Raw genomic sequence first — 24,710 nt, forward strand, 5'->3', positions numbered from 1 at the left:
TGTCGCGGGTCCAGGCTTTGCGCGGAAAGCCGTGTTGCGACCGGCGGGTATCACAGCGTCCTACTCCGTTGTGCCGGCTTTTTTTCTGCGCCGATTGGTGTGCGACTGGGCGACGGCCATTCGTAATTCAGGTGTGACCTCCAAAGGCGCATTCTCTGTCCCATGCGGGTCTTGCAGCCCCTGGACGTGGACGGTCGGGAATGGGAGCTCGATGCCCTGCTCCTTGAAGGCCTGGCGGAGGCGCAAAAAGAACCTGCCTTTCATGCTGAAGGCGCCTCCAGGTCTGGTCGTGACCTTGACCCTCAAGACGATGCCGTACTCGCCGAACTCCTGCACCCCCTGCATCTTGATCGGTTCGATCACCCAGTGTTTGAACTCCGGATCTTCCGCCAGTTCCAGGCCAATTCGCTTGATCAGTTTGCGAGCAAAGTCGATATCGGTGTCATAGCCAACGGTGATGTTGAATTTGTCGGTGACCCAGTCACGGCTCTGGTTCTGCACGGCGCCGAGTTCGCCGAAAGGTATCGTGAACAGCGGACCACGATGGTGGCGCAGCTTCACCGAGCGCAGCGAAAAGCTCTCCACCGTACCCCTGTAGCTGCCCGATGAAATGTATTCGCCGACACGGAAAGCATCGTCGAGCAGATAAAACACGCCAGAGATCACGTCCTTGACGATGGTTTGCGCGCCAAAACCCACGGCGACGCCGACGACGCCGGCGCCGGCGATCAGCGGGCCGATCTGGATGCCGATCGAAGCGAGCATCATCAGCACCGCCATCACGATGATCACTGCTAGCAGAATGTTCTGGATGATCGGCAACAGCGTGTGCAGCCGCGCCTGATGCGGATCGAGGGTGAGGATGTCTTCTTCGCTCACCACCGCTTGCGGTATCGCGACGCCCAGCTTTCGTTCGATCAAGGCTTTGATGATCGACCAGCCGAAATCGGCAGCAAGGGCAATGACCACGACGTTGATCAAGCCGCGCAATATGAGCATGGTGGTCGTATCGCTGCCGCGCATGGATTGCATGTCCAGGCCCAGTACGCGTGCGAGAAGGTAAGCCGCCGCGAGGATGAAAATCATCCGGATACCGCGATCGATGACAGCGATCGTCACCGCCGGGATCGTCGGCCGGCCCGCATCTTCCGAACCGGGCCGCAGGACGAAATTAACCCCGCGCTCCGTCAACACGATGGCCAGGGGCAGAAAGAAAGAGGCGAAGGTAAACCAGAAGAATGTGTAGAGGCCAGCAATGCGTTCGAGGAACAGAACGACGAAATAAACCGTCAACAACCATGTCACTGCCGTGTGACCGCTGTGGCGCGCGCGGTCTCGCTGCGTTCTTGGCCGACGCCAAATGGCCAGCAGGAAGAGCAACAGCAGGATGAAATCGGCGCCGACGGACAGGACCATCATTCCGTCCTGGTCTATGCCGAGACCCGGCAAGAGGACAAACGCGGCGGCGAAGAAGGCGAAAACGCCGACGATCCGGGGCAGCCAATAAGCCCAATGGTCAGCAGCTCCGTTGGTGATCGGCAGGGCACGAACCTCGATGGCGTGCTCGACCTCCATGAAAGAAGGGACGAGCGTGGCCATCACGTATAGGCGCACAGCCCACGTAAAGACCGCAGCCATCAGAAATGTCAGCACAATCTCGCGGATGAGCGCTGGCCAGTCGAACAGCATGAACGCACCGGCGCTGCCCAGCGCGAACGAGCCGATCATCATGCTGGAATAAAGCGTGCGGCCGCCGATCTTCTTGGCCCGCCCGATGGGCGTATCTCTGGGTTGCGCGATGATCCAAAGACGAAATGGACGGGTGAGCTTGTATATTGCCCAGGTGAGCGCCAGGCCGGCAGCGATAAAGATCGCAATCAGCACCAATACGCTGACGGGGCCCTTGCTGGACATATCGTCCATTGTCTGGGCCCGGACGCGCGCGAACTGGCCCGGCAGTGTGGGCACGGTTCGCACGATTTTCTCGATGTGATGCTTGATCCGATCGAGCGTCGAGGATGCCATTGTATTCATCTGGCCCGGTGCGGCCGCGGCGTCGGCCGGCGGAGTGCTAGCCGCAGCAGGCGCTTCCGTTGAACCAGCGGCCGGATTTCGTTGCTCGGCCACCCAGGCCTTCACCGACGGATCGTCGAGAAGCTCGAACAGCTGTTTGACCTTGTCGGGCGCGACGGCGGCCGGTGACTGCGCCTGTGCCGGGCCAGCCAGCAGGAGGGCGATGCCAAGGATGAGCGGCCCGGCAATCAGGGCAAACATCGTCGTCAGGCCTCCGGGACGCCGTGCCGGGCGCGCCAGCTTGCTGGCTCCCAATCGTCGTTTCATGAGCAGCATCGTGCGGTAACCTTCCGGTCAGATCGGCGAGCAAGGACAGCTATGTCCGTCGTTGCCCCCACCTTTAACAAGCCGATGTTGCGGTGCAAGTCTCATCGCACCTAGACCGTTGGGTAGGGCACCAGGCGACCGGCAAGGCTGTCGTCACCAGCGCCAGCGTTGCGCTGCGTTCCTTGTCCCGACCACCTAGACCGGGTCGTTGTCGGTCGTCGGTTGCTCCGCGGCGGGAGCCTGTGACCATGCCGCATTGCACAATTTTGCGACCTTGCCCACAATGCACGCATGGTCCGCAGCTCACTCGCCGTCCTGGTCATCGACGAAAACCGTATCCGCGCCGCGATCATCGAGGCAGGTTTGCGCGAGGCCGGCCATGAGCGGGTCACCGTCATCCACGATGTGACCGGCATTGCGCGGCGCATCGCCGAGATCGAGCCGGACGTCATCGTCATCGACCTGGAAAACCCGAACCGCGACATGCTGGAAAACATGTTCCAGCTGTCGCGTGCGGTGAAGCGGCCGATCGCCATGTTCGTCGACCGGTCGGACCAGGCATCGATCGAAGCGGCGGTCGATGCCGGCGTTTCGGCCTATGTCGTCGACGGCCTCAGGCAAGAGCGCGTCAAGCCGATCCTGGACATGGCGGTCAGCCGCTTCAACGCTTTCTCGCGCATGGCGCGCGAGCTGGAAGAGGTTCGAGGCGAGCTTGAGAGCCGCAAGGTGATCGACCGTGCCAAGGGCATCCTGATGAAGTCGCGCGGCCTGACCGAAGAGGCCGCCTACACGCTGCTGCGCAAGACGGCGATGAACCAGAACCGCAAGATCGGCGACATTGCCCAGAGCCTGGTGACTGCCGCCGGGCTGCTCGGGCCGTCGGAGGACGAATGAGCATGAGCGCCGAGCACCAGATCACCGCCGGCTTCATGCCGCTCTTCGACAGTGCCGTGCTGGTTGCGGCGGGTGAGCTTGGATTTGCCGCGCGCGAGGGCATCGATCTCACACTGCACCGCGAGACCTCCTGGGCCAACATCCGCGACCGCATCGCCATCGGCCATTTCCACCTGGCGCACATGCTGGGGCCGATGCCGCTCGCCTGCAATCTCGGGCTGACGCCGCTTGCTTCCGAGACCATCGTGCCGTTTTCGCTCGGGCTTGGCGGCAATTGCGTCACCATCTCCAACGCCGTCTGGGAAGGCATGGCGGCACACGGCGCCATACCCGATCTCGAGCCCGCGCGCGCGGGCGCAGCCCTCGGTGCCTTCATTCGCGACCGCGCCGGGGCTGGCGGCGATCCGCTGCGCTTTGCCGTGGTGCACCCGCATTCGGGGCATAATTACGAACTGCGCTACTGGCTTGCCGGGTGCGGCATCGATCCGGAGCGCGAGATCGAGATCGTCATCGTGCCGCCGCCCTTCATGGCCGATGCGCTGGCCGCCGGGCGGATCGACGGCTACTGCGTCGGCGAGCCCTGGAACAGCGCCTCGGTCGCCGCCGGCACCGGCCATATCGTCACGGTCAAAGCGCTGCTGTGGCGCAACAGCCCGGAGAAGGTGATCGGCGTGCGCAAGGCCTGGTCGCAGGAGAACCCGGTCCCGCTGGCAGCATTGCTGCGCGCGCTGCATCATTCGGCGCGCTGGTGCCAGGATCCGGGCAACCGCGCCGAACTGGCTGGTGTGATGGCTCAAGCTGGCTTCCTCGGCCTGCCACCAGCTGTCCAGATGCCGATCCTGACCGGCCATCTTGAACTGGGCGGCGGCGCCGAACTGGATGTCGACGACTTCTTCCTGCCCTTCGACAAGGCGGCGAACTTTCCGTGGAAGAGCCATGCGCTGTGGTTCTATACGCAGATGGTGCGCTGGGGGCATGTCGAGCACACGCCGGAAAACCTTGCTATCGCCCGTGACTGCTACCGTCCCGACCTCTACCGCTCGGCGCTAAAGCCGCTTGGCGTTGCACTTCCCGGCGCCAATGCGAAGGTCGAGGGCGCGCTTAAGGTCGCCACGGCTGTCGGTGCGACCGGGGCAGGCTTGGTGCTTGGGCCAGACGGCTTCTTCGACGGTCAGACCTTCGACCCCGACGAGATCGACGGCTATATAGCGCGCCAGAAAGCCGCTCGCGCGGAAGCCTGATCATTCTCGCGCCATTCTTGTGCATTGCACAAAAAATGTGCGTGCGATTGCTGTAATGAACAATCTTTGACCTGCTTGCGATGTCGCCTCGCGTGCCGGCGTCTGGCGCGTAATGTTGATTTCATTTAGGTTTTTCGTTTCACTCAGAACTGGCACGGTTCCTGCTTTGAATTAGCCAGGCCCTTCGCGGGTCACGGAACAGGCGTCCAATGGCGGGCGCCACAGGCAAAGCTGCCGCTCAGGTCAACGACGCGATCCCGGATGTACGGACGCGCGAGGCCTGGACGGCGGCTTTTTTGTTTTGGGCCACTCGACGAAGCGTTCAACCGGAGATCACGATGAAAGAAAAAATAGGGAAATGGATCGGGACGGGAACATCGCTCAAGGATGTGACGCGCCGCGATTTTCTTGTCAGCAGCGCCATGACGGCCGGCCTGTTCGTGGCGGCCCGCAAGCTCTTCCCCTCGGGCGCCTATGCCGCCACGACCGCTCCGGAGGTCACCGGCGCCAAGCTCGGCTTCATCGCGCTGACCGACGCGGCGCCGCTGATGATCGCCAAGGAGAAGGGGCTGTTCGCCAAGTTCGGCATGCCCGACGTCGAGGTGCTCAAGCAGGCCTCCTGGGGCGCGACGCGCGACAATCTGATGCTCGGCGGCGAAGCCAACGGCATCGACGGCGCTCACATCCTGACGCCGCTGCCCTATCTCATGCACACCGGCAAGGTGACGCAGAACAACCAGCCGATGCCGATGGCTATCGTGGCGCGGCTCAACTACGACTGCCAGGGCATTTCGGTTGCGCAGGAATACGCCGGCACCGGTGTCGGCCTCAACGCCTCCAAGCTGAAGGACGCCTTCGCCGCCAAGAAGGCGGCCGGCAAGGAAATCAAGGCCGCCATGACGTTCCCGGGCGGCACCCATGATTTGTGGCTCCGTTACTGGCTGGCCGCCGGCGGCATCGATCCCGACAAGGACGTCTCGACCATTGTCGTGCCGCCGCCGCAGATGGTCGCCAACATGAAAGTCGGCAACATGGACGTGTTCTGCGTTGGCGAACCGTGGAACGAACAGCTCGTCCACCAGGGCGTTGGTTTCACCGCCGCCACCACCGGCGAACTGTGGAAGGGTCATCCCGAAAAGGCGCTCGGCCTCCGCGCCGAATTCATCGACAAATACCCTAACGCCACCAAGGCGATCGTGATGGCCGTCATGGAGGCCCAGCAATGGTGCGAGGCCACGGAGAACAAGGACGAGATGGCCGCCATCATCGGCAAGCGGCAATGGATGAACGTGCCTGTCGCCGACATTATCGGCCGCCTCAAGGGCGACATCAACTACGGCAACGGCCGCGTGGCCACCGGCACTGACCTCTACATGAAATTCTGGAAGGGTGGCGTTTCCTATCCCTACAAGAGCCACGACAGCTGGTTCCTCGCCGAAAACATCCGTTGGGGAAAATTCGGGCCGACCACCGACATCAAGACGCTGGTCGATCAGGTCAATCGCGAGGATATCTGGCGCGAGGCGGCGAAGGATCTCGGCGTTGCCGCAGCCGATATTCCGGCCTCGTCGTCGCGCGGCGTCGAGACCCTCTTCGACGGCAAGATTTTCGACCCGGCCAACCCGTCGGCCTATCTCGACAGCTTGAAGATCAAGGCATCGGCTTGACCTGCGCAAACGGCGCGTTGCGCCGTTTGTCGCCCCAGCGCAACGGCGCTTCGCCGTTGTCGCCCGCATCGACCCCGGAGTTATTGTCAGACATGTCCATCCAAGCCATTGAGGAAACCACGGTGAAGGCGTTCCCCGCCAAGCCTGCCGCGGTCATCGCTTTCACCGCCAAAGCGCGGCGCCGCTTCGACCCGATCGCGATCGCCGGCAGGCTGGCCACCGCCCTGGTGCCGCCGGTCATCGTTATCGCCTTCATGCTGGTCGTGTGGCAGATCGCCTGCTCGTCGCCGACCGCCAGCCTGCCGCCGCCCAGCCAGGTGTGGAACGAGGCTTATGATCTGATCGCGCATCCGTTCTTCAACAACGGCCCGCAGGATATCGGCCTTGCGTGGCGGGTGCTGATCTCTCTGCAACGCGTCGCCATCGGCTTCGGCCTGGCGGCGATCGTCGGCGTCGCGCTCGGCGCCCTGGTCGGCCAGTCGATCTGGGCCATGCGTGGCCTCGATCCGGTGTTCCAGATACTGCGCACCGTGCCGCCGCTGGCCTGGTTGCCGCTGTCGCTGGCTGCTTTCCGCGATTCCAGCCCGTCGGCGCTGTTCGTTATCTTCATCACCTCGATCTGGCCGATCATCATCAACACCGCCGTCGGCGTGCGCAACATTCCCGAAGACTACCGCAACGTCTCGCGCATCCTGCGGCTCAACCAGTTCGAATTTTTCGTCAAGATCATGGTTCCGGCGGCTGCACCTTACATCTTCACCGGCTTAAGGATCGGCATCGGCCTGTCCTGGCTCGCCATCGTCGCCGCCGAAATGCTGACCGGCGGCGTCGGCATCGGCTTCTTCATCTGGGACGCCTGGAACTCGTCGCGGCTGCCCGACATCATCGTCGCGCTCGCCTATATCGGCGTCACCGGCTTCTGCCTCGACCGCCTGGTCGCGGCAGTCGGCTCTTTCGTCACCCGCGGCACAACGGCAAAGTGAGGAGAAGGGCGATGACGGCCTATCTGAAGCTCGACCATATCGACAAATCCTTTGCCCGCGGCGGTCAGGTCAGCGAGGTGCTCAAGGACATCAGGCTGACCATCGACAAGGGCGAATTCGTCTCCATCATCGGCCATTCCGGCTGTGGCAAGTCGACCTTGCTCAATCTGATCGCCGGGCTGACCAAGGTTTCCGCCGGCGCCGTGCTGCTCGAAAACAAGGAGGTCGACAGCCCCGGACCCGAGCGCGCCGTGGTGTTTCAGAACCACAGCCTGCTGCCATGGCTCACCGTCTACGAAAACATCAGCCTGGCGGTATCGAAAGTCTTTGGTCGTTCCAAGAGCAGGACCGAACGGCATGACTGGATCATGCGCAATCTCGATCTCGTGCAGATGGCCCATGCCAAGGACAAGCGGCCGGCCGAGATATCGGGCGGCATGAAGCAGCGCGTCGGCATTGCCCGGGCGCTTGCCATGGAGCCGAAGATCCTGTTGCTCGACGAGCCGTTCGGAGCGCTCGACGCGCTGACGCGCGCCCATCTGCAGGATGCGGTGATGGACATCCATTCCCGGCTTGGCTCGACGACGATCATGATCACCCACGATGTCGACGAGGCGGTGCTGTTGTCCGACCGCATCGTCATGATGACCAACGGTCCAGCGGCGACCATCGGCGAGGTGCTGGCGGTGCCGCTGGCGCGGCCGCGTCGCCGCGTCGAACTCTCTTCCGACCGCACCTTTTTGCGCTGCCGCGAAGCGGTGCTGAAGTTCCTCTATGAACGTCATCGCTTCGTCGAAGCCGCGGAGTAACGCCATGACCGAAAAACTCGTCATCATCGGCAACGGTATGGCCCCTGGGCGCATGCTGGAGCATCTGCTCGAACAGGCGCCGGGCCGCTACACCGTGACCATCTTCAACGCCGAGCCGCGGGTGAACTACGACCGCATCATGCTGTCGCCGGTTCTCTCCGGCGAAAAGGCCTATGAGGAAATCATCATCCACGGCGACGGCTGGTACATCGCCAACAACATCACCCTCTACAAGGGTCACAAGATCGTCGCCATCGACCGGGCGGCCAAGACCGTCACCTCCGACCACGGCGTCACCGAGCCTTACGACAAGCTCGTCATCGCCACCGGATCGGTGCCCTTTATCATTCCGGCGCCCGGCCATGATCTGCCGGGGGTGCTGACCTATCGCGACCTCGACGATGTTCAGGCCATGATGCTTGCCGCCCAGTCGCGCGCCAAGGCCGTGGTCATCGGCGGCGGCCTGCTCGGGCTGGAGGCGGCAGCAGGTTTGAACGCCCAAGGCATGGACGTCACCGTGCTGCATGTCATGCCGACATTGATGGAGCGTCAGCTCGATCCAGCCGCCGGCTATCTCCTGCAGCGCGCGGTGGAACAGCGCGGCATCAAGGTCATCACCAAGGCCAACACCCAGGCGATCACCGGCAACGGCAAGGTCGGGCAGGTGGAGCTTGCCGACGGCACTATTATCCCGGCAACGCTGGTGGTGATGGCGGTCGGCATCCGGCCGAATGCGGCGCTGGCCAGAGAGGCCGGCATAGCCGTCAATCGTGGTATCGTCGTCGATGCCGGCATGCGCAGCAACGACCCCGACATCTACGCGCTCGGCGAATGCGCCGAGGTCAACGGCCAGGTTTACGGGCTGGTCGCGCCGCTCTACGAGATGGCGCGTGTTGCCGCGAGCCAGTTGGCCGGCAACGAGGCAGCGGCCTTCGTCCACATGGACACGCCGACCAAGCTCAAGGTCACAGGCATCGACCTGTTCTCGCTTGGCGACTTCGCCGAAGGCGAGGACCGCCAGGAGATCGTGCTGCGCGATGCCGCCGCCGGCGTCTACAAGCGCCTTGTCCTGAAAGACGACCGCATCATCGGCACCGTGCTTTATGGCGAGACGGCTGACGGCGCCTGGTTCAACGACCTCAAGAAGAAGCAGACCGACATATCGGAGATGCGCGACACGCTCATCTTCGGCCAGTCCTACCAGGGGGGTGCCCCGCTGGACCCTATGGCGGCCGTTGCAGCCTTGCCGGATGATGCGGAAATCTGCGGCTGCAACGGCGTTTGCAAGGGCAAGATCACCGGCGCGATCACGGCCAAGGGCCTGGCTTCGCTCGACGACGTGCGCGCCCACACCAAGGCATCGGCTTCCTGCGGTTCGTGCACCGGGCTGGTCGAGAAACTGATGGTGCTGACCATCGGCGACAAATACAACCCGGCCGCCGTGCAACCGATGTGCGGCTGCACCACGCTCGGCCATGACGAGGTGCGCCGGCTGATCATCGCCAAGAGCCTGAAGACCATTCCCGCCGTCATGCAGGAGCTGGAATGGACGACCTCCTGCGGCTGCGCAAAATGTCGGCCGGCGCTCAACTACTACCTCGTCTGCGACTGGCCGAACGATTACGCCGACGACTATCAGTCGCGCTTCATCAACGAACGCGTCCACGCCAACATCCAGAAGGACGGCACCTATTCGGTGGTGCCGCGCATGTGGGGCGGCGTCACCAACGCCGCCGAACTGCGCGCCATCGCCGACGTCGTCGACAAGTTCGAGATACCGATGGTCAAGGTCACCGGCGGCCAGCGCATCGACATGCTGGGCATCCGCAAGGAGGATCTGCCGGCGGTGTGGGCCGATCTCGGCCAGGCCGGCTTCGTCTCAGGCCATGCTTACGCCAAGGGCCTGCGCACGGTGAAGACCTGTGTCGGCTCCGACTGGTGCCGCTTCGGCACGCAGGATTCGACCGGCCTCGGCATTCGCATCGAGAAATTCATGTGGGGCTCGTGGACCCCGGCCAAGGTCAAAATGGCGGTATCGGGCTGTCCGCGCAACTGCGCCGAGGCGACCTGCAAGGATGTCGGCGTGATCTGTGTCGACAGTGGCTACGAGATCCATTTCGCCGGCGCCGCCGGGCTCGACATCAAGGGCACCGAAGTGCTTGGCCTGGTCAAGACCGAGGACGAGGCGCTGGAGCATATCGTGGCGCTGACGCAGATGTACCGCGAGCAGGGCCGCTATCTCGAGCGCATCTACAAATGGGCCAAGCGCATCGGCATCCCCGAGATCAAGCGCCAGATCATGGACGACGGCGCCAAGCGCAAGGCCTATTACGAACGCTTCGTCTTCAGCCAGAAATTCGCCCAGGTCGACCCGTGGTCGGAACGCGTCTCCGGCAAGGACAAGCACGAGTTCCGGCCAATGGCTTCTGTCGGGTTTGCGCAGGCTGCGGAGTGATCAAGATGGACTGGACATCGATCGGCTCACTCTCCGACATCCCCCGCCGCGGCGCGCGCTGCGTCGACACACCCGAGGGTAAGATCGCCGTCTTCCGCACGCAGGACGATCAGGTCTATGCCATCGACGACCATTGCCCGCACAAGGGTGGGCCGCTGAGCCAAGGCATCGTCCACGGCACCGCCGTCACCTGTCCCTTGCACAATTGGGTCATCTCGCTGGAGACGGGCAAGGCGCTCGGCGCCGACGAGGGCGCAGTGCGCACCATTCCTGTGCGCATCGAGGGCGAGCACCTGTTCATTGCGCTGAAAGCGCTAGCCAGCCGCGCGGCCTGAAGCATGGAACTGGGCGAAGCGCGCGAGGTGAGGACCACCTGCCCCTATTGCGGGGTGGGTTGCGGCGTGCTGGCGAAAGTCGCCGCGGACGGTGAAGTCAGCGTCCGCGGCGATCCCAATCATCCAGCGAACTTCGGCCGGCTCTGCTCCAAGGGCTCGGCCCTGGCCGAAACCATCGACCTCGACGGCAGGCTGCTCTACCCCGAAATCCACGGTCGCCGTGCCGGCTGGGACGAGGCGCTCGACCGCGTCGCTTCGACCTTTTCGCAAACCATCGCCGAGCACGGTCCTGACTCCGTCGCCTTCTATGTCTCCGGCCAGTTGCTGACCGAAGACTACTATGTCGCCAACAAGCTGATGAAGGGCTTCATCGGCTCGGCCAACATCGACACCAATTCGCGGCTATGCATGGCCTCCTCGGTTGCCGGCCACCGCCGCGCCTTCGGCTCCGACACCGTGCCCGGCACCTACGAGGATCTCGAGCTCGCCGACCTGATCGTGCTGGTCGGCTCCAATCTCGCCTGGTGCCATCCCGTGCTCTTCCAGCGCATCGCGGCGGCCCGGGAAAAACGACCGGAGATGAAGGTCGTGCTGGTCGACCCGCGCCGCACCATGACCGCTGATATCGCCAACATTCACCTGGCGATCGCGCCGGATGGCGACGTTGCTTTGTTCACTGGTCTGCTCGCCTGGCTCGGCCAGCACAACGCACTCGACCGTGGCTATGTGACCGCACACACGACCGGCTTCGGCCAAGCTCTCTTCGCCGCATCGGCGCTCGACCTTGCCGGCATTGCCGCCGCCACCGGCCTGAGCGAGGACGAGCTCACCCGCTTCTACAACCTGTTCGCCGCGACTGCGAAAACCGTCACTGTCTACAGCCAGGGAGTGAACCAGTCGTCTTCGGGCACCGACAAGGTCAACGCCATCATCAACTGCCACCTCGCCACCGGCCGCATCGGCAAACCTGGGGCAGGGCCGTTTTCGGTGACCGGCCAGCCCAACGCCATGGGCGGCCGCGAGGTCGGCGGCATGGCCAACATGCTGGCTGCCCATATGGAGATCGATAACCCCGAGCACCGCGACCGCGTGCAGCGTTTCTGGAATGCGCCGGCCGTCGCCCAAAAGCCCGGTCTGAAGGCGGTCGAGATGTTTCAGGCGATCGCCGCCGGCCGCATCAAGGCACTGTGGATCATGGCCACCAACCCGGTCGATTCGATGCCGGATGCCGATGCCGTCGAGGCAGCGATCAAGGCCTGCCCGTTTGTCGTGGTTTCGGATGTGCTGGCGAGCACGGACACCGTGCGTCACGCCCATGTGCGGCTACCCGCCGCCGCCTGGGGCGAGAAGGACGGCACCGTGACCAATTCAGAGCGCCGCATCTCGCGCCAGCGCAGCTTTCTTGCAGTGCCCGGCGAGGCGCGGCCGGATTGGCAGATCATTGCCGAGGTGGGCAAGCGGATGGGGTTTGGCGAGGCGTTTGCGCATGTGACGCCGGCGGAGGTTTTCGCCGAACACGCCGCGCTGTCGGGTTTCGAGAATGACGGCGCGCGGGATTTCGATATCGGCGCTTATGGTGCGATCGATGCCGACGCCTATGAAGAATTGGCTCCGTTCCAATGGCCGGCGCCGAGCCCAGCCACCCCCCTCTGGCCTGCCGGCCATCTCCCCCGCAAGGGGGGAGATCAGCCGTCGCCTCGGCCTTCGCCAATTACCAACGATGCAGAAGATATGCCGGCGTCAAAGCTGCCAATCTCCCCCCTTGCGGGGGAGATGTCCGGCAGGACAGAGGGGGGTGTTCAAGCGGGACTTGACCCTTCCAGCACCCGCTTCTTCGCCAACGGCAATTTCTACAATCCCGACCGCAAGGCGCGCTTCATCGCCATTCGTCCCATCGTCGAGACACGCACCAGCCCGGACTATCCGCTGATCCTCAACACCGGCCGTGTTCGCGACCATTGGCACACGATGACCCGCACTGGGAAAAGCCCACGTCTCTCCCAGCACATGGCCGAGCCCTTCGTCGAGATCCACCCGGCGGATGCCACGCATCACGGCATTGGCGACGCCGACATCGTGCGCGTCTCCAGCCTGCGCGGGGATGTGCTGGTGCGCGCGCTGGTGACGGCACGCCAGCGCCGGGGGAGCGTGTTTGCGCCGATGCACTGGACCGATCAGTTTTCGGCAAAGGGCCGCCTCGACACGCTGACCGCGCCTCTGACCGATCCGGTTTCCGGCCAACCTGCGCTGAAACATGTCGGCGCCCGTATCGAGAAATTCGCCGCGAGAGCCTTCGGCTTCGCTGTGGTGCGCCGCAAGCCGGTGGCGCTCGCAGCAGATTACTGGGCCGTGGCCAAATGCAAGGGCGGCTGGCGGGTGGAGCTTGCCTTTGCCGGCGATGACATCGACTGGGCTGGTTTTGCTGGTTCGCTTTTCGATGTTCCCGTAGCCGACATGCTCGCCTATCACGACCGCGATACCGGCCAGCATCGCATTGCTGCCTTTGACGACCAGCACCTCGCCGGGGCTTTGTTTATCGCGTCGGGACCGGTGGCGGTTTCGCGGGGTTGGGCGGCACAGCAACTCCAGGAGGTTCACACCAGCCAGCGCGAACGCTTCAGGATCGTCGCCGGTCGCGCCGGCGCCGATCGGCCCGATGCGGGCGCGACCGTCTGCTCCTGTTTCAGCGTCGGGGTCAACCAGATCGTGGCGGCAGTGGCGGCCGGGTGCACGACAGTCGAAGCCGTAGGCGGCGCCCTGAAGGCCGGCACAAATTGCGGCTCCTGCCGGTCCGAGATCCGGGCGGTCATCCAGGCCAATCGGGTTCAGGCTGCGGAGTAGGTGCGGCTGGATCTGACGATATCCTCTTGGGCCACCATGGTCATCGATTGCGGAAGGTGGTGGCTGTCTAATCCAGCCGGTCGCGCAGGATGCTCCAGGGGAGCAGCATATTCGGTGCATAGCGCACGAGCTTGTGCAGCGGGATCGGCGCTGGCGGCGCGAAGGGGAGCGGCAGATCGCGGGCGTCCGTTCCGCTCGCCCAGTTGGCCAGCACCTTGCCCATTGCCGTGGTCATGGCGATGCCGCGGCCGTTGCAGGCGAAGCCTGCGATCAGGCCTGGGCCGAGGTCGATGAGACGCGGCAGGAAATCCGGCCCCACCGCCGCCACGCCTGTCCAGCTGTAGGCAAGCGGCGGCAGGTCAGGCAAATCGAGATGCCTGGCGAGCCGTCGCCAGATTGTTTGCGGCACCCGCGTCTCGGCGCCGGCTCCGACGACATGCATGCCGCCGCTGATCAGCCGGTTCTGGCCATCGCAGCGGCACGTGAACAGGTTGCGCCTGGTGTCGCCAACGCCCTGGCCGCCGGGCATCAGGCGCGCGCGTATGGCGCGCGACAGCGGCGCAGTGGCGATCTGGAAGACTTTCAGCGGGATATACGTCCGTGCCAGTGTCGGGTTCAGCTCTCCACCATAGGCGTTGGTGGCGACCAAGACCTTGCCCGCTCGCACAGTGCCGGACGCAGTCTTCAAGGCCCAGCCATCCGGCGTGCGGTCGATGGAAGTGACACGCGTCTGCTCGAAGATGCGTGCGCCAACCTTTTCCGCGGCGTCGGCCAGGCCGCGCGCATACTCGACCGGATTGAGGACGCCGCCCGAGTTGTCCATCCAACCGCCGGCGTAGCCGCCGATACCGGTGAGCGTCGTGACCGCCTTGGCATCGAGCGTTACGGTCGGCCTGCCCCGCGCCGCCCATTGCTCGGCGCGCGATCGCGTCTTTTCCAGCGCGGCGGACGAATGCGCCGGCTGGATCCAACCGTTCTGCACAGCGTCGCATTCGATGCCATGCCGCTTGATCAGGCCGAAGACGAGGTCAGCGCTTCCCGCGGCGAAATCGATCAGCCTCCCGCCGCGCTCGGGTCCGAGTTCGGCGATGATGTCGTCTGGATCCCGCTTGGCGAAGTTCGGAACGACGAAGCCGGCATTCCGGCCGGTCGCACCCCAAGCGATGAATTCGGCTTCGAGGACCGCGACCGAAAGCCCTTTCTCAGAGGCATGCAATGCCGTCGACAGGCCGGAAAAGCCGCCGCCCACAATCGCGAGATCGACGTCGAGTCCGCCTTGCAGCGCGCCCCGGTCGCGGCGGTTGCGGCTGACGGCATGCCAGAGCGAAACGCCATACGCTTGCTGCCGGATCATGGCATTCATGATCCGGCCTCGTTCTCGTTGGCCGCCGCCTTTGTCTGTGTGCCGGGCTTCGGTCGGCGCGGCCGGTCGCCGAACAATCCGTTAGGCCGCATCAGCAGGATGACGCAGAGCATGACGCCGATGGCGACGATCTGCAGTGAGGCCGCGCGTGCTTGCTGCTCGGGCGCAAACAGCACGCTGGTCAGCGTGCCCGACCCCGCCCATATCGCCCAGACCAGGATGCTGCCGGCAACGGCGCCGGCATTGCTGCCCGAGCCGCCGACGATCAGCATCACCCAGACCTGGAAGGTCAGGATCGGCAGATAGTTATCGGGCGCGATGAAGCCGGTGAAATGCGCCTGCAAAGCGCCGGCCAGCGCCATGATAGCGCCGCCGACGGCGAAGGCCTGGACGCGGTAGAAGCGCGCGCTCTTGCCCAGCGAAATCGCCGCTCGCTCGTCCTCGCGCAGCGCCTTGAGCACGCGGCCCCAGGGGCTGCGCGACAGGTGCTCCAGAGCGAGATAGGCGATCAGCGTCACAGCCGAAACGACGGCGAGGTTCGACAGGTTGAACAGCAGCGGCGTTTCGGCAAGGCCGCCGAACGGGCGCGGGATGAAACCGATGCCGAACGGGCCGCCGGTGAGTTTCTGCGCGTTGAGCGCGACCAGCTGCACGACGACGGCGACGCCGAAGGTGGTGATCGCCAGGTAGTCGGATCGCAGACGCAGCGTGGCCATGCCGGTAAGTGCTGCGGCGATACCGCCGACGACCATGGCGCCCGCCCAGCCGACCAGGATCGGCAGACCGAAGCCGCCGAAGCGCGCGGCATCGTCCGGGGTCGTCAGCAGCGCCGATGTATAGGCGCCGATGGCGACGAATCCGGCAAGGCCGACATTGAAAAGGCCAGTCAGCCCCCACTGCAGATTGAGCCCCAGTGTGACCAGCGAAAAGATCAGTGCGGTGGTCAGGAAGAAGGCGCCGTAGCCGAGCAGGTCCATCAGCGTTCCCTCACACCAAACAGGCCGATCGGCCGAACGAACAGCACCGCCATCAGGATGATGAAGGAGATTGCGGCGCGCCATTCGGCGCCGATCAGCTGCACCGCACCGGCTTCGGCAAGACCGATGATCAAGCCGCCGAGCACAGCGCCCGGAATGCTGCCGATGCCGCCGAGGATGGCTGCTGCAAACATCGGCAGCAGCATGTCGAAGCCCATGAACGGGCGGATCTGCACCAGAATGCCGATCATCACGCCGGCCACGCAGGCCAGCGCCCCGCCGATGATCCAGGTGACGCGCACCACGGAGGCAACATCGATGCCGACGATGCGGGCCAGGGCCGCATTTTGGCTCAGCGCCTGCATGGAGCGGCCGGTCTGCGTGCGTGTCATCAACAGATGCACGCCGAGCACCAGCACTGCGGTCAGCAGCAGCAGCGCGATCTGATCGGGCGTGATGCGGATGCCGAAGCCGACCGGCATGGCGATCTGGATCGCCCGGCTGAAATAGGTCGGGCGTGAGCTGAAGGTGAATTCGAGCAGGCTGCGCAGCGCCATCGAGGCGCCGAAGCTCGCCATCACCACGATGATGGCTTGCCCCTGCGAGCGCAGCCGCGAAAACAGCACCTTGTCGAGCAACAGCGCCAGCAGGGCGGTGAAAGCCATGCCGACAACCAGCGCAACCAGCAGCGGCCAGCCGAAGGACAGCGGACCAATGGGCGCCACCTTGCCGAACATCGCGCCGATGGCGCTGACGACGGCGAGCGTCGCATAGGTGCCCCAGGCCATGAAGTCGCCATGGGCGAAGTTCGAGAAGCGCAGGATCGAGTAGGTCAGCGTCACGCCGATGGCGCCAAGGCCGATCATCGAGCCGGTCAGCAGCCCATCGACGACAAATTGCAGGCTCATGCCGCGCCTCCCTTGCCGACGGGGGACGGGCGTTGGCCGAGATAGAGTTCGGCGACGACAGGATCGTTCCACAATTCGGATGCCACACCCTCGTGCCGGTCCCTGCCTTCGACCAGCACATAGGCGCGGTCGCCGATGGCAAGCGCTGCCTTGGCGTTCTGTTCGACCAGCAGGATGGTGACGCCGGACCTGCGGATGCCGGCCAGCATCTCGAACACCGTCGATACGAATTTCGGCGAAAGGCCGGCCGACGGTTCGTCGAGTACCAGCACCTTGGGATGGACGATCAGGGCGCGCGCGACGGCAAGCATCTGCCGCTGTCCGCCCGACAGATTGCCGGCGGCGGTGCGGCGCTGGCGGACGAGGTCGGGGAAGGCCGTGTACATTTCCTCGATGCGGGCAGGGATTTCGCGTCGCTCGAGGATGCCGCAGGCGACTTTCAGATTGTCCTCGACCGACATCAGCGGGAAGATGTTCTCCGTCTGCGGTACGAAGGCCAGGCCGAGCCGAACCATGGTGTGGGCGGGAGCAGCAGTTATGTCCTTGCCGTCCAGGAACACCGCGCCGCCGGTGATCGGGACAAGGCCGGCGATCGCCTTGATGAAGCTCGACTTGCCGGCGCCGTTGGGACCGAGCACGACGACGATCTCGCCCTTGCCGACGGTGATCGAGGCGCCGCGCACGATCGGCACGCCGGGCTCGTAGCCGGCTTCGAGGTTGCGCACGTCGAGGACCGTCTCACTCATGCTGGGCCTCCGAGATAGGCCTCGATGACGCGCGGGTCGCGGGCGACCTCTTCCGCAGTGCCTTCGCTGAGCAACTGGCCGCTCGCCATGACCAGCACGCGGTGGCAGAGCCGCGTCACCATGTCGATATTGTGCTCGATCAGCAGAAAGGTGATGCCGCGCGCGTTGATGTCGCGGATGCGGTCGATGATGATCTCGAGCAGCGTTGCGTTGACGCCGGCCGCCGGCTCGTCGAGCAGGATGATCGCCGGATCGGCCATCATGACGCGGGCGAGTTCGAGCAGCTTGCGTTGACCGCCGGAAAGCACGCGTGCCGGTTCGTGCGCCAGCCGAGCGAGCGAGACGAGCTCGAGCAGCTCGAGTGCCTTTGCCCTGGCTGCTCTTTCCTGTGCCGCCACTCGCCACGGCGTGACGAAGTTGGCGAGCAATTTTTCGCCGGCTTGGCCCTGCGCCGCCAGCATGATGTTTTCGATCAGCGTCAGATTGGGCAGGGGGCGCGGGATCTGGAAGGTGCGGCCAAGACCACGGCCGATACGCAGATGAGCGGCTTCGCCGGAGACGCGCGTGCCATTGAGCAGGATATCGCCGCTGGTTGGCAATATGCTGCCCGCCAACAGATCGAACATCGTCGTCTTGCCGGCGCCATTGGGTCCGATCAGGCCGAGGATTTCGCCCGCTTTGACATCAAACGAGACATTGTCGACGGCGACAAGGCCGCCAAAACGCCTGACGACGTTTCGTGCCGTCAGAACTGGCGCACGGGTCTCCTGCCGTTGGCGCTCCGCTGCATCGCTCATCAAACCCTCTGGCCGAAGACGATCGTTGTCGCCTCCTGATTTTTGATTTGTGATCACACTTGCGTTGATCACGCTATTCGGCTTTAATTTCATTCGCAAGCCGAAAACGGGGCAAATGCCGGTAATGCAGAAGGCTGCCATCGACAAGAACAACGGGACGATCGCAGCCCAGCTTACGCCGGTCGGCCGCGAGACGGTGCAGGATCGCGTCTATTCCGAGTTGCGCCGTGCTCTGATCGGTGGCCTTTTCGAGCCGAACCAGGTGCTGACTATCCGCGGTCTCGCCGATGCGCTGGTCACCTCGACCATGCCGGTACGCGAAGCGCTTGGACGGCTGATCACGGAAAAGGCGCTGGAGGCGCTGCCCAACCGCTCGGTGCGCGTGCCGCCGATCACGCTGGAGCGCATCGACGACCTCCTGCGCGCCCGCTCACTCATCGAAGGCGAAGCGATCGCGCTTGCCGCCACGCGTATGAGCCCGCGCCAGATCGCATCGATCGAAGCCATGCTGGGCGAGTGGGACGAGATGCGGGCCCTGAAGCACAAGAAGGATATCGATCGCGAAGCGACGCTCAACCAGAGCTTCCATTTTGAGATCTACCGCTGCTGCGGCTCGGCTGTGCTGATCCCGATGATCGAAAGCCTCTGGCTTCAATCGGGTCCCTGCATCCGCGTCGCCATCTATGCCTTCTCCGAGGCAGGCGAGGTTGATACCGCCCACTATCATCGTCGAATTGTCGCGGCACTTGCCAAACAGGATGCGCAAGCGGCGCGCGAGGCGCTGGTAGCCGACATCAGCCGCCCCTTCGCCTTCCTGCGCGACAAACTTCAATCGGCGAAGGACTGACATGCCCAAGCCCGCCATCGGCATCACAGAACCACGCTCGAAGCTTTCCGTGACGGCGCTGCTATTGCCCGAAAAGGCGCCGGAGAATGCCGCCTTCCTGCTGGCGTATCTGGCGCAGCCACGCATCATCCCAGGCATCCATGCGATGTGGACAGGACCGGAAATCTCGTGCCCGGTTCCGTCAGCCGATCTCCACGGCCAGGCCTATGCCCAGTCTTTGCCACCGGAGAATGCAACGCTGACGCCGCAGCCCGGCGATATCGTGCTGTCCTATGTGCCGCCACGCGTGTGGGGCGGCAATCCCAATGCCATCTTCGATATCGGCCTGTACTACGGGCAGGGGGCGCGGCTGCTGTTCCCGATCGGCTGGCTGGCCGGCAGCGTGGTCGCGCAAGTGCTTGCCGGAGAGCGCGATCAGTTTGCCGCCGCCTGCGGCGTCATCCGCCGCAACGGCGCCTGTGACATCACATTCAGCCTGGTGGAGGCCTGAATGGCCGACGACAGTTTCGAACTCTTCGATCTGCGCGTCGAAGCGGTCATCCCCGAGGGCAAGCCGGTCTATTGCGGCGCCAGGGCCGGCGACTATTTCGAACTCAAGGGCGAAATGCTCTCGCTGCCGGCAGGGCAGGGTTTTTCGATCTATTCGATCTCGGCCGTGTTGCCGCTCCTGGCGGCAAAGCAGCGCCCGACGCATGCAAATGACTGGATGACCTCGGATGCCGAGATCGCCTGTCCCGATCCCAATTGCGCCAGCCGGCTCCGCATCGTCAGGCTTGCCAAGCGGCGGTTCAGCCATGCCGAAACCACGGCCGTGCCGCTGCCGAAGGAGGCCGACAAGGGATGACCGCCAGGACCATCGAACTCAGCCCCGGCTATGGGATCTCGCGAGTCATCCGCGGTGGCTGGCAGCTGGCCGGCGGGCATGGCGCCGTCGACCGCAGCCAGGCGGTGACCGACCTCATCGCCACTTTCGATGCCGGCATCTGGACCTATGACTGCGCCGACATCTACACCGGCGTCGAGGAACTGATCGGCGCCGCGCGCCTGCGGCTGGCCGGCGAGCGCGGTCTCGATGTCGCGGCCAGGATGAAGGTGCACACCAAGCTGGTGCCGGACCTCGAACGACTGGCAGGCATCAGCCGCGACTACATCAGGGGCATCGTCGATCAGTCGCTTCGCAGGCTCAAGACCGAGCGGATCGACCTCGTGCAGTTTCACTGGTGGGATTATGACCAGCCTCGTTACGTCGAGGCGATGGGTTGGCTCGACGAGCTTCGGCTGGAAGGCAAGGTGCGCAATCTCGGCACCACCAATTTCGATACGCCGAGGCTAGCCGAAATCCTCTCCGCGGGCATCCCGCTGGTCAGCCAGCAACTGCAATATTCAGTGCTCGACCAGCGGCCGGCAGACAGCCTTGCGGGCCTTGCCGCTAAGAACGGTGTCCGCTTCCTCTGCTACGGCTCGGTGGCGGGCGGCTTCCTCAGCGACAAATGGCTTGGCGTGGCCGAGCCCTCCACGCCGCTCGAAAACCGCTCGCTGGTCAAATACAAGCTGATCATCGACGACTTCGGCGGCTGGGAGCTGTTCCAGTCCCTGCTCAAGGCGCTGAAAGCGGTCGGCGATCGCCACGGCGTCGACATTGCCACCATCGCCTCGGCATGGGTGCTCGAGCAGCCGCAGGTCGCGGCCGTCATTGTGGGTGCGCGCAACCAGGCACATGCGCTGGCCAATACGAAAATCATGGACGTCGCGCTCGACGCCGACGATCGCGCGCGGATTGCTGCCGCCATCGCACAAGGCACCGGCCTCGCGGGCGATGTCTACGCGCTGGAGCGCGACCGTCATGGCCGCCACGGCTCGATCATGCATTACAACCTCAATGCGGGGAAGAAATGAGCGGAGAGCCTTCCCTTTTTTCGCGTGCCAGCGCTGAAATCATCGACCTGCATCGCTTCTTCGTCGACTGGTTTGTCGCCGCGCGAGCCGACGCTGTGGAGTTCGGCCGCTTCGAGGCTGTCATGGGCGAAGGCCTCACCATGGTGGCGCCGAATGGCCAGATCCTCGATCGCGACGCGGTCGTAGATCATGTCCGGACAAGCCGCGCCACTTGCGACGACGGTTTTGCCATATCGATCGAGGACATCAGGCCGGGTTGGCAGGACGCGGACACGATCGTCATCTTCTACATCGAGGCGCAACTGCGCGCCGGCAAACACAGTCGCCGGCAGTCCAGTGCGGTCTTCACCACCAGTTCATCGGCACCAAACGGCGTCGAATGGCGGCATCTGCATGAGACCTGGCTGCAGGCGCCGGAAGGCTGAACAGGCAAAAGTTCAAACAAGAAAAGGGGAACGGCAATGAAGAAGACGATACTTCAAATCACCACAGCACTGGCTCTCGTGACGATGGCCGGCGCCGCACACGCAGCGGACTGCAAGATCACCGTCGGCCTGGTCATGGAGCTCACCGGTCCGGCCGGCGAATACGGCCAGGCCGGCGCGAAGTCCGTCGAAATGGCCTTCCGCGACATCAATGAAGCCGGTGGCGTACGCGGCTGCGATCTCGCAACCGACACGCGCGACAGCCAGAGCCAGGGCAATATCGCGGTCGATGCCGCGACCCAGCTGGTACAGGTCAAGAAGGTGCCGGTGATCATCGGCGGCATCATCTCCTCGGTGTCGATCCCGATTTTGACCTCGGTCACCGGGCCGGCCAAGATCGTGCAGGTGTCGCCGGCTTCGTCCTCGCCGACGCTGACCGCCCTTGGCCGCGACGGCAAGACCAACGGCATCTTCTTCCGCACCATCACGTCGGATGCGCTGCAAGGCGTGGCCGCCGCCAAATACGCCATCGACAAGGGCTTCAAGAAACTGTCGATCATCCATGTCAACAACGACTTCGGCGTCAACATGGTGGCCGAATTCTCGCGTGCCTACAAAGCGCTCGGCGGCACCATCGTCTCCGACACGCCCTATAATGAAAAGCAGTCGAGCTATGCTTCGGAAGTGACGGCGGCGATGGGAGGCGAGCCGGACGGACTCTACCTCGTCAGCACGCCGGTCGACGGCGCAACGGTCGCCCGCACCTGGATATCGCAGGGCGGCGTGCAGAAATTCCTGCTCAATGACGGCATGAACAGCCCGGACTTCATCGAATCCGTCGGCGCCGATTATCTGAAGGATGCCTATGGTACCTCTTCCGGCACCAGCCCGACGGCATCCACCGACTATTTCCTGAAAAACTACAAGGAGTTTTCGGGCATCGAACCGTCGAACCCGGCAGCCGACCGTTCCTATGATGCCGGCGCCATTGTCGGTCTCGCCATTGCCATTGCCGGCTCCGAGGATCCAGCCAAGATCAAGGATGCCATGTACAAGGCGGTCGATCCTGCCGGCACACCGATCTATGCCGGCAAGGACGAGTTCGCCAAGGCGCTCGGCCTGATCAAGGACGGCAGGCCGATCCGCTATGAAGGCGTCATCGGTCCGGTCAGCTTCGACAAATATGGCGACATCACCGGTCCGTTCCGGCTGTGGAAGATCGTCGACGGCAAGGTGACGACCGACGGTGAAATGACAACCGACGACGTCAACGCGCTGCAGGCGAAATTGCAGTAGGCGCCGGTACATTGTCCGGCGCGATCTCCGTTCGAGCTCTGGGAGATCGACGCCGGACAAGCAGTCCAACATCGGCGCTAGTTACGCGGTCAAGCGCGAAATCAGCCGGGTCAATATAACGACAGGCGGCTGGCCGGGCATGAAGACCTGCGGATTGGAGAGGGCGCCGACGATATGACCCACATAGTCTGATTTGTCGTAGCCGATTGACGATATCGGGTAGGCGTCGAAATTGGTCAGGGACACATTGTCGAAGCCATAGAGGCGGAAGCGGCTGGGCCGGTTGTCGGGGAAATCCGCCCGGCAGACATCCAGAACACCCATGGCCATCGCGTCGGACGTACAAAAGACCGCATCGGGACAGCCGCGTCCCGTCAGGCCGGCGGCTGCCGCATAGCCCGACTCGTAGGAATAGTCTCCCTGGACCGTCTGCAGCAGTTCAATTCCATGATGCCGGAACGCTTCGAGGTAGTGGCCGATGCGCAGCTGTTCGACCCGCGAGGACGAACGGCCGGTCAGCAGGCTGGCCGTGCGCGCGCGCTTGGCCGCCGCATCCGCCACGGCCTCGGCGATGCCGACGCCTTCATCGGGAATGACGGTGGGTGACAGATCGTCATGCAGTCCGTTCAGCATGATGACCAGGTCCGAGCGAAACATGCGCCGCACCGTCGCTGCATCGGCAAAGTCGGAGAACACCACGGCGGCATCGACATGATAGGCAACGCCGTTGCGCAGAAAATCCTCGACCCCTTCCGCCGAGCCGATGCGGATGAGGATGACCTGCTTGCCGATCGACTGGATTGCGTCGAGCAGACGGTCGAACAGGTCGAGATCTGAAAGGTCGTGAATGTGGTTGACCACGACGGCAACCAGATTGACGGTCTTGGTGGTCAGGCTTTGCGCCAGGAGATTGGGTTTGTAGCCGAGCTGCGCGGCGGCCTGCACGACACGTTCGCGTTTGTCCGCCGAGACCGGTCGCGGTCCGCTCGACAGCGCACGGCTCGCCGCGGCACGCGACACGCCTGCCAGCCGCGCGACATCGGCGATCGTTGCGACGGCGCCTCGAGTGTGCGCCGATCGGTTGCCGGTAGTGGGTGTCACCACAGCGGGTTGAGCGCCGGCGGGTTGGAGCCCGGCCCCCACCACTTCTTGTAGGTCGCCTCGTAGGTGCCCGACTGGATGAAGTCGGACACGAACATGTCGAGCCAGCGGACGAATTCGGGATCGCCCTTGGCGACCGCGATGCCGATCGGATCGTTGGAATAGAGGCCAGGCAGCGTCACCAGGCTCGGTGTCTTGGTTGCGAGGTAATCGAGCAGTGAGGAATCCTCGATCGCCGCATCGACGCGCTTCTGTTGCAGCTGCAGAACCCCGTCGGGCGCGAACTGGTCGACATAAACGAGCTCTGCGTCCGGCACGGCTGCCTTGAGGAAGGTTTCGCCCGTGGTGCCGCGGCCGACGACAACCTTCTTGCCGGCGAGCCCCTTGAGGTCGGTTATCCCGGCATCCTTCTGGACGATGACGCGCAGCCCGGCCCGGTTGTAGGGGATGGTGAAGTTGACGGTCTTGGCCCGCTCGAGCGTTGCCGAGGTGTTTGCGACCGCGACATCGATCTGTCCCGACACCAGCATGGAAATACGCGCATCGCCCGAGACGTCGACGAACTCGACCGGCACGCCGAGCTTTTGCGCCAGCAGCGTCGCGACATCGACATCGTAGCCGACAGGGTTGTTTTGTGCATCCCGAAAGCCGATCGGCTCGCCGCCGAGCGATACGCCGATGCGAATGGTGCCGCGTGAGCGGATGTCGTCAATCATGCCGGCAAGGGCTGGAAATGCCGAACCGGCCACGATGGCCAGCGCGGCGAAGGCACGCACTACGGTTTTCATG

At 64.0% G+C, this 24,710-nt stretch carries 22 protein-coding genes; 14 read left to right on the top strand and 8 right to left on the bottom strand.

All coding sequences use genetic code 11. The features are described 5' to 3' along the window. Positions 1-60: 60 nt before the first annotated feature. Positions 61-2,349: a mechanosensitive ion channel family protein gene (locus NKH22_RS12890; RefSeq protein ID WP_245260533.1), complete on the bottom strand. Its 2,289-nt coding sequence runs from the start codon at positions 2,347-2,349 to the stop codon at positions 61-63. Positions 2,350-2,631: 282 nt separating this feature from the next. Between NKH22_RS12890 and NKH22_RS12895 the strand changes: the two genes are divergently transcribed. From NKH22_RS12895 to NKH22_RS12930, 8 genes are all read left to right on the top strand, one after another. Continuing rightward, positions 2,632-3,234 carry an ANTAR domain-containing response regulator gene (locus NKH22_RS12895; protein WP_023667842.1) on the top strand — a complete coding sequence of 201 codons (603 nt, stop codon included), beginning with the start codon at positions 2,632-2,634 and terminating at the stop codon, positions 3,232-3,234. Between the two features lie 2 nt (positions 3,235-3,236). Further along, the gene (locus tag NKH22_RS12900) at positions 3,237-4,475 is read left to right on the top strand and encodes a CmpA/NrtA family ABC transporter substrate-binding protein (protein WP_031197900.1); all 1,239 of its coding nucleotides are present in this window, start codon (positions 3,237-3,239) and stop codon (positions 4,473-4,475) included. A gap of 338 nt (positions 4,476-4,813) precedes the next feature. Then, positions 4,814-6,142 carry a CmpA/NrtA family ABC transporter substrate-binding protein gene (locus NKH22_RS12905; protein WP_352909690.1) on the top strand — a complete coding sequence of 443 codons (1,329 nt, stop codon included), beginning with the start codon at positions 4,814-4,816 and terminating at the stop codon, positions 6,140-6,142. Between the two features lie 92 nt (positions 6,143-6,234). Next, on the top strand, positions 6,235-7,125 hold the full coding sequence (ntrB, locus tag NKH22_RS12910) for a nitrate ABC transporter permease (RefSeq protein WP_023692255.1): 891 nt from the start codon (positions 6,235-6,237) through the stop codon (positions 7,123-7,125). An 11-nt stretch (positions 7,126-7,136) separates the two neighbouring features. Beyond that, positions 7,137-7,934 carry an ABC transporter ATP-binding protein gene (locus NKH22_RS12915; RefSeq protein ID WP_023682696.1) on the top strand — a complete coding sequence of 266 codons (798 nt, stop codon included), beginning with the start codon at positions 7,137-7,139 and terminating at the stop codon, positions 7,932-7,934. Between the two features lie 4 nt (positions 7,935-7,938). Beyond that, positions 7,939-10,389 carry a nitrite reductase large subunit NirB gene (gene nirB / locus NKH22_RS12920; RefSeq protein WP_352909692.1) on the top strand — a complete coding sequence of 817 codons (2,451 nt, stop codon included), beginning with the start codon at positions 7,939-7,941 and terminating at the stop codon, positions 10,387-10,389. Between the two features lie 5 nt (positions 10,390-10,394). Beyond that, on the top strand, positions 10,395-10,724 hold the full coding sequence (nirD, locus tag NKH22_RS12925) for a nitrite reductase small subunit NirD (protein ID WP_352909694.1): 330 nt from the start codon (positions 10,395-10,397) through the stop codon (positions 10,722-10,724). A gap of 3 nt (positions 10,725-10,727) precedes the next feature. Further along, positions 10,728-13,565, top strand: a complete 2,838-nt coding sequence (locus NKH22_RS12930) for a nitrate reductase (RefSeq protein ID WP_352909697.1) — start codon at positions 10,728-10,730, stop codon at positions 13,563-13,565. Between the two features lie 67 nt (positions 13,566-13,632). Here NKH22_RS12930 and NKH22_RS12935 read toward each other — a convergent pair whose 3' ends face one another. The 5 genes from NKH22_RS12935 to NKH22_RS12955 are packed head-to-tail and all read right to left on the bottom strand — an operon-like array spanning position 13,633 to position 18,356. Beyond that, positions 13,633-14,928 carry an NAD(P)/FAD-dependent oxidoreductase gene (locus NKH22_RS12935; protein ID WP_023710024.1) on the bottom strand — a complete coding sequence of 432 codons (1,296 nt, stop codon included), beginning with the start codon at positions 14,926-14,928 and terminating at the stop codon, positions 13,633-13,635. Then, the gene (locus tag NKH22_RS12940; protein ID WP_352446751.1) at positions 14,925-15,908 is read right to left on the bottom strand and encodes a branched-chain amino acid ABC transporter permease; all 984 of its coding nucleotides are present in this window, start codon (positions 15,906-15,908) and stop codon (positions 14,925-14,927) included. Before NKH22_RS12940 ends, NKH22_RS12935 begins: the two co-directional genes overlap by 4 nt. After that, a complete protein-coding gene (locus NKH22_RS12945; RefSeq protein WP_023710022.1) occupies positions 15,905-16,813 on the bottom strand; it encodes a branched-chain amino acid ABC transporter permease in 909 nt (302 codons plus the stop codon). The genes NKH22_RS12940 and NKH22_RS12945 overlap by 4 nt, the downstream gene beginning before the upstream one ends. Continuing rightward, positions 16,810-17,559: a branched-chain amino acid ABC transporter ATP-binding protein gene (locus NKH22_RS12950; RefSeq protein WP_023710021.1), complete on the bottom strand. Its 750-nt coding sequence runs from the start codon at positions 17,557-17,559 to the stop codon at positions 16,810-16,812. The genes NKH22_RS12945 and NKH22_RS12950 overlap by 4 nt, the downstream gene beginning before the upstream one ends. Beyond that, the gene (locus NKH22_RS12955) at positions 17,556-18,356 is read right to left on the bottom strand and encodes an ABC transporter ATP-binding protein (protein WP_023710020.1); all 801 of its coding nucleotides are present in this window, start codon (positions 18,354-18,356) and stop codon (positions 17,556-17,558) included. The genes NKH22_RS12950 and NKH22_RS12955 overlap by 4 nt, the downstream gene beginning before the upstream one ends. 124 nt (positions 18,357-18,480) lie before the next feature. Between NKH22_RS12955 and NKH22_RS12960 the strand changes: the two genes are divergently transcribed. The 6 genes from NKH22_RS12960 to NKH22_RS12985 are packed head-to-tail and all read left to right on the top strand — an operon-like array spanning position 18,481 to position 22,820. Beyond that, positions 18,481-19,203 carry a GntR family transcriptional regulator gene (locus tag NKH22_RS12960; protein WP_023710019.1) on the top strand — a complete coding sequence of 241 codons (723 nt, stop codon included), beginning with the start codon at positions 18,481-18,483 and terminating at the stop codon, positions 19,201-19,203. Position 19,204: 1 nt separating this feature from the next. Next, positions 19,205-19,693, top strand: a complete 489-nt coding sequence (locus NKH22_RS12965) for a DUF3830 family protein (protein WP_023667857.1) — start codon at positions 19,205-19,207, stop codon at positions 19,691-19,693. Then, on the top strand, positions 19,694-20,047 hold the full coding sequence (locus NKH22_RS12970; protein ID WP_352909699.1) for a TIGR04076 family protein: 354 nt from the start codon (positions 19,694-19,696) through the stop codon (positions 20,045-20,047). Beyond that, the gene (locus tag NKH22_RS12975) at positions 20,044-21,099 is read left to right on the top strand and encodes an aldo/keto reductase (RefSeq protein ID WP_352909702.1); all 1,056 of its coding nucleotides are present in this window, start codon (positions 20,044-20,046) and stop codon (positions 21,097-21,099) included. Before NKH22_RS12970 ends, NKH22_RS12975 begins: the two co-directional genes overlap by 4 nt. Next, entirely contained in the window at positions 21,096-21,524 is a 429-nt protein-coding gene (locus tag NKH22_RS12980) for a hypothetical protein (protein WP_023667860.1), read from the top strand. The genes NKH22_RS12975 and NKH22_RS12980 overlap by 4 nt, the downstream gene beginning before the upstream one ends. Before the next feature lie 36 nt (positions 21,525-21,560). After that, the gene (locus tag NKH22_RS12985) at positions 21,561-22,820 is read left to right on the top strand and encodes an ABC transporter substrate-binding protein (protein ID WP_023667861.1); all 1,260 of its coding nucleotides are present in this window, start codon (positions 21,561-21,563) and stop codon (positions 22,818-22,820) included. Positions 22,821-22,901: 81 nt separating this feature from the next. Here the strand turns inward: NKH22_RS12985 and NKH22_RS12990 are convergent, their stop codons facing one another. Both NKH22_RS12990 and NKH22_RS12995 read right to left on the bottom strand, forming a co-directional pair. Beyond that, positions 22,902-23,924 (bottom strand): LacI family DNA-binding transcriptional regulator, encoded by a 1,023-nt coding sequence (locus NKH22_RS12990; protein WP_023732245.1) that lies wholly within the window; start codon positions 23,922-23,924, stop codon positions 22,902-22,904. Next, positions 23,918-24,709, bottom strand: a complete 792-nt coding sequence (locus tag NKH22_RS12995; RefSeq protein WP_023682683.1) for a transporter substrate-binding domain-containing protein — start codon at positions 24,707-24,709, stop codon at positions 23,918-23,920. The genes NKH22_RS12990 and NKH22_RS12995 overlap by 7 nt, the downstream gene beginning before the upstream one ends. Position 24,710 lies beyond the last annotated feature (1 nt).

Origin of the sequence: Mesorhizobium sp. M1252, assembly GCF_040318265.1 — a bacterium.
Taxonomy (GTDB): domain Bacteria; phylum Pseudomonadota; class Alphaproteobacteria; order Rhizobiales; family Rhizobiaceae; genus Mesorhizobium.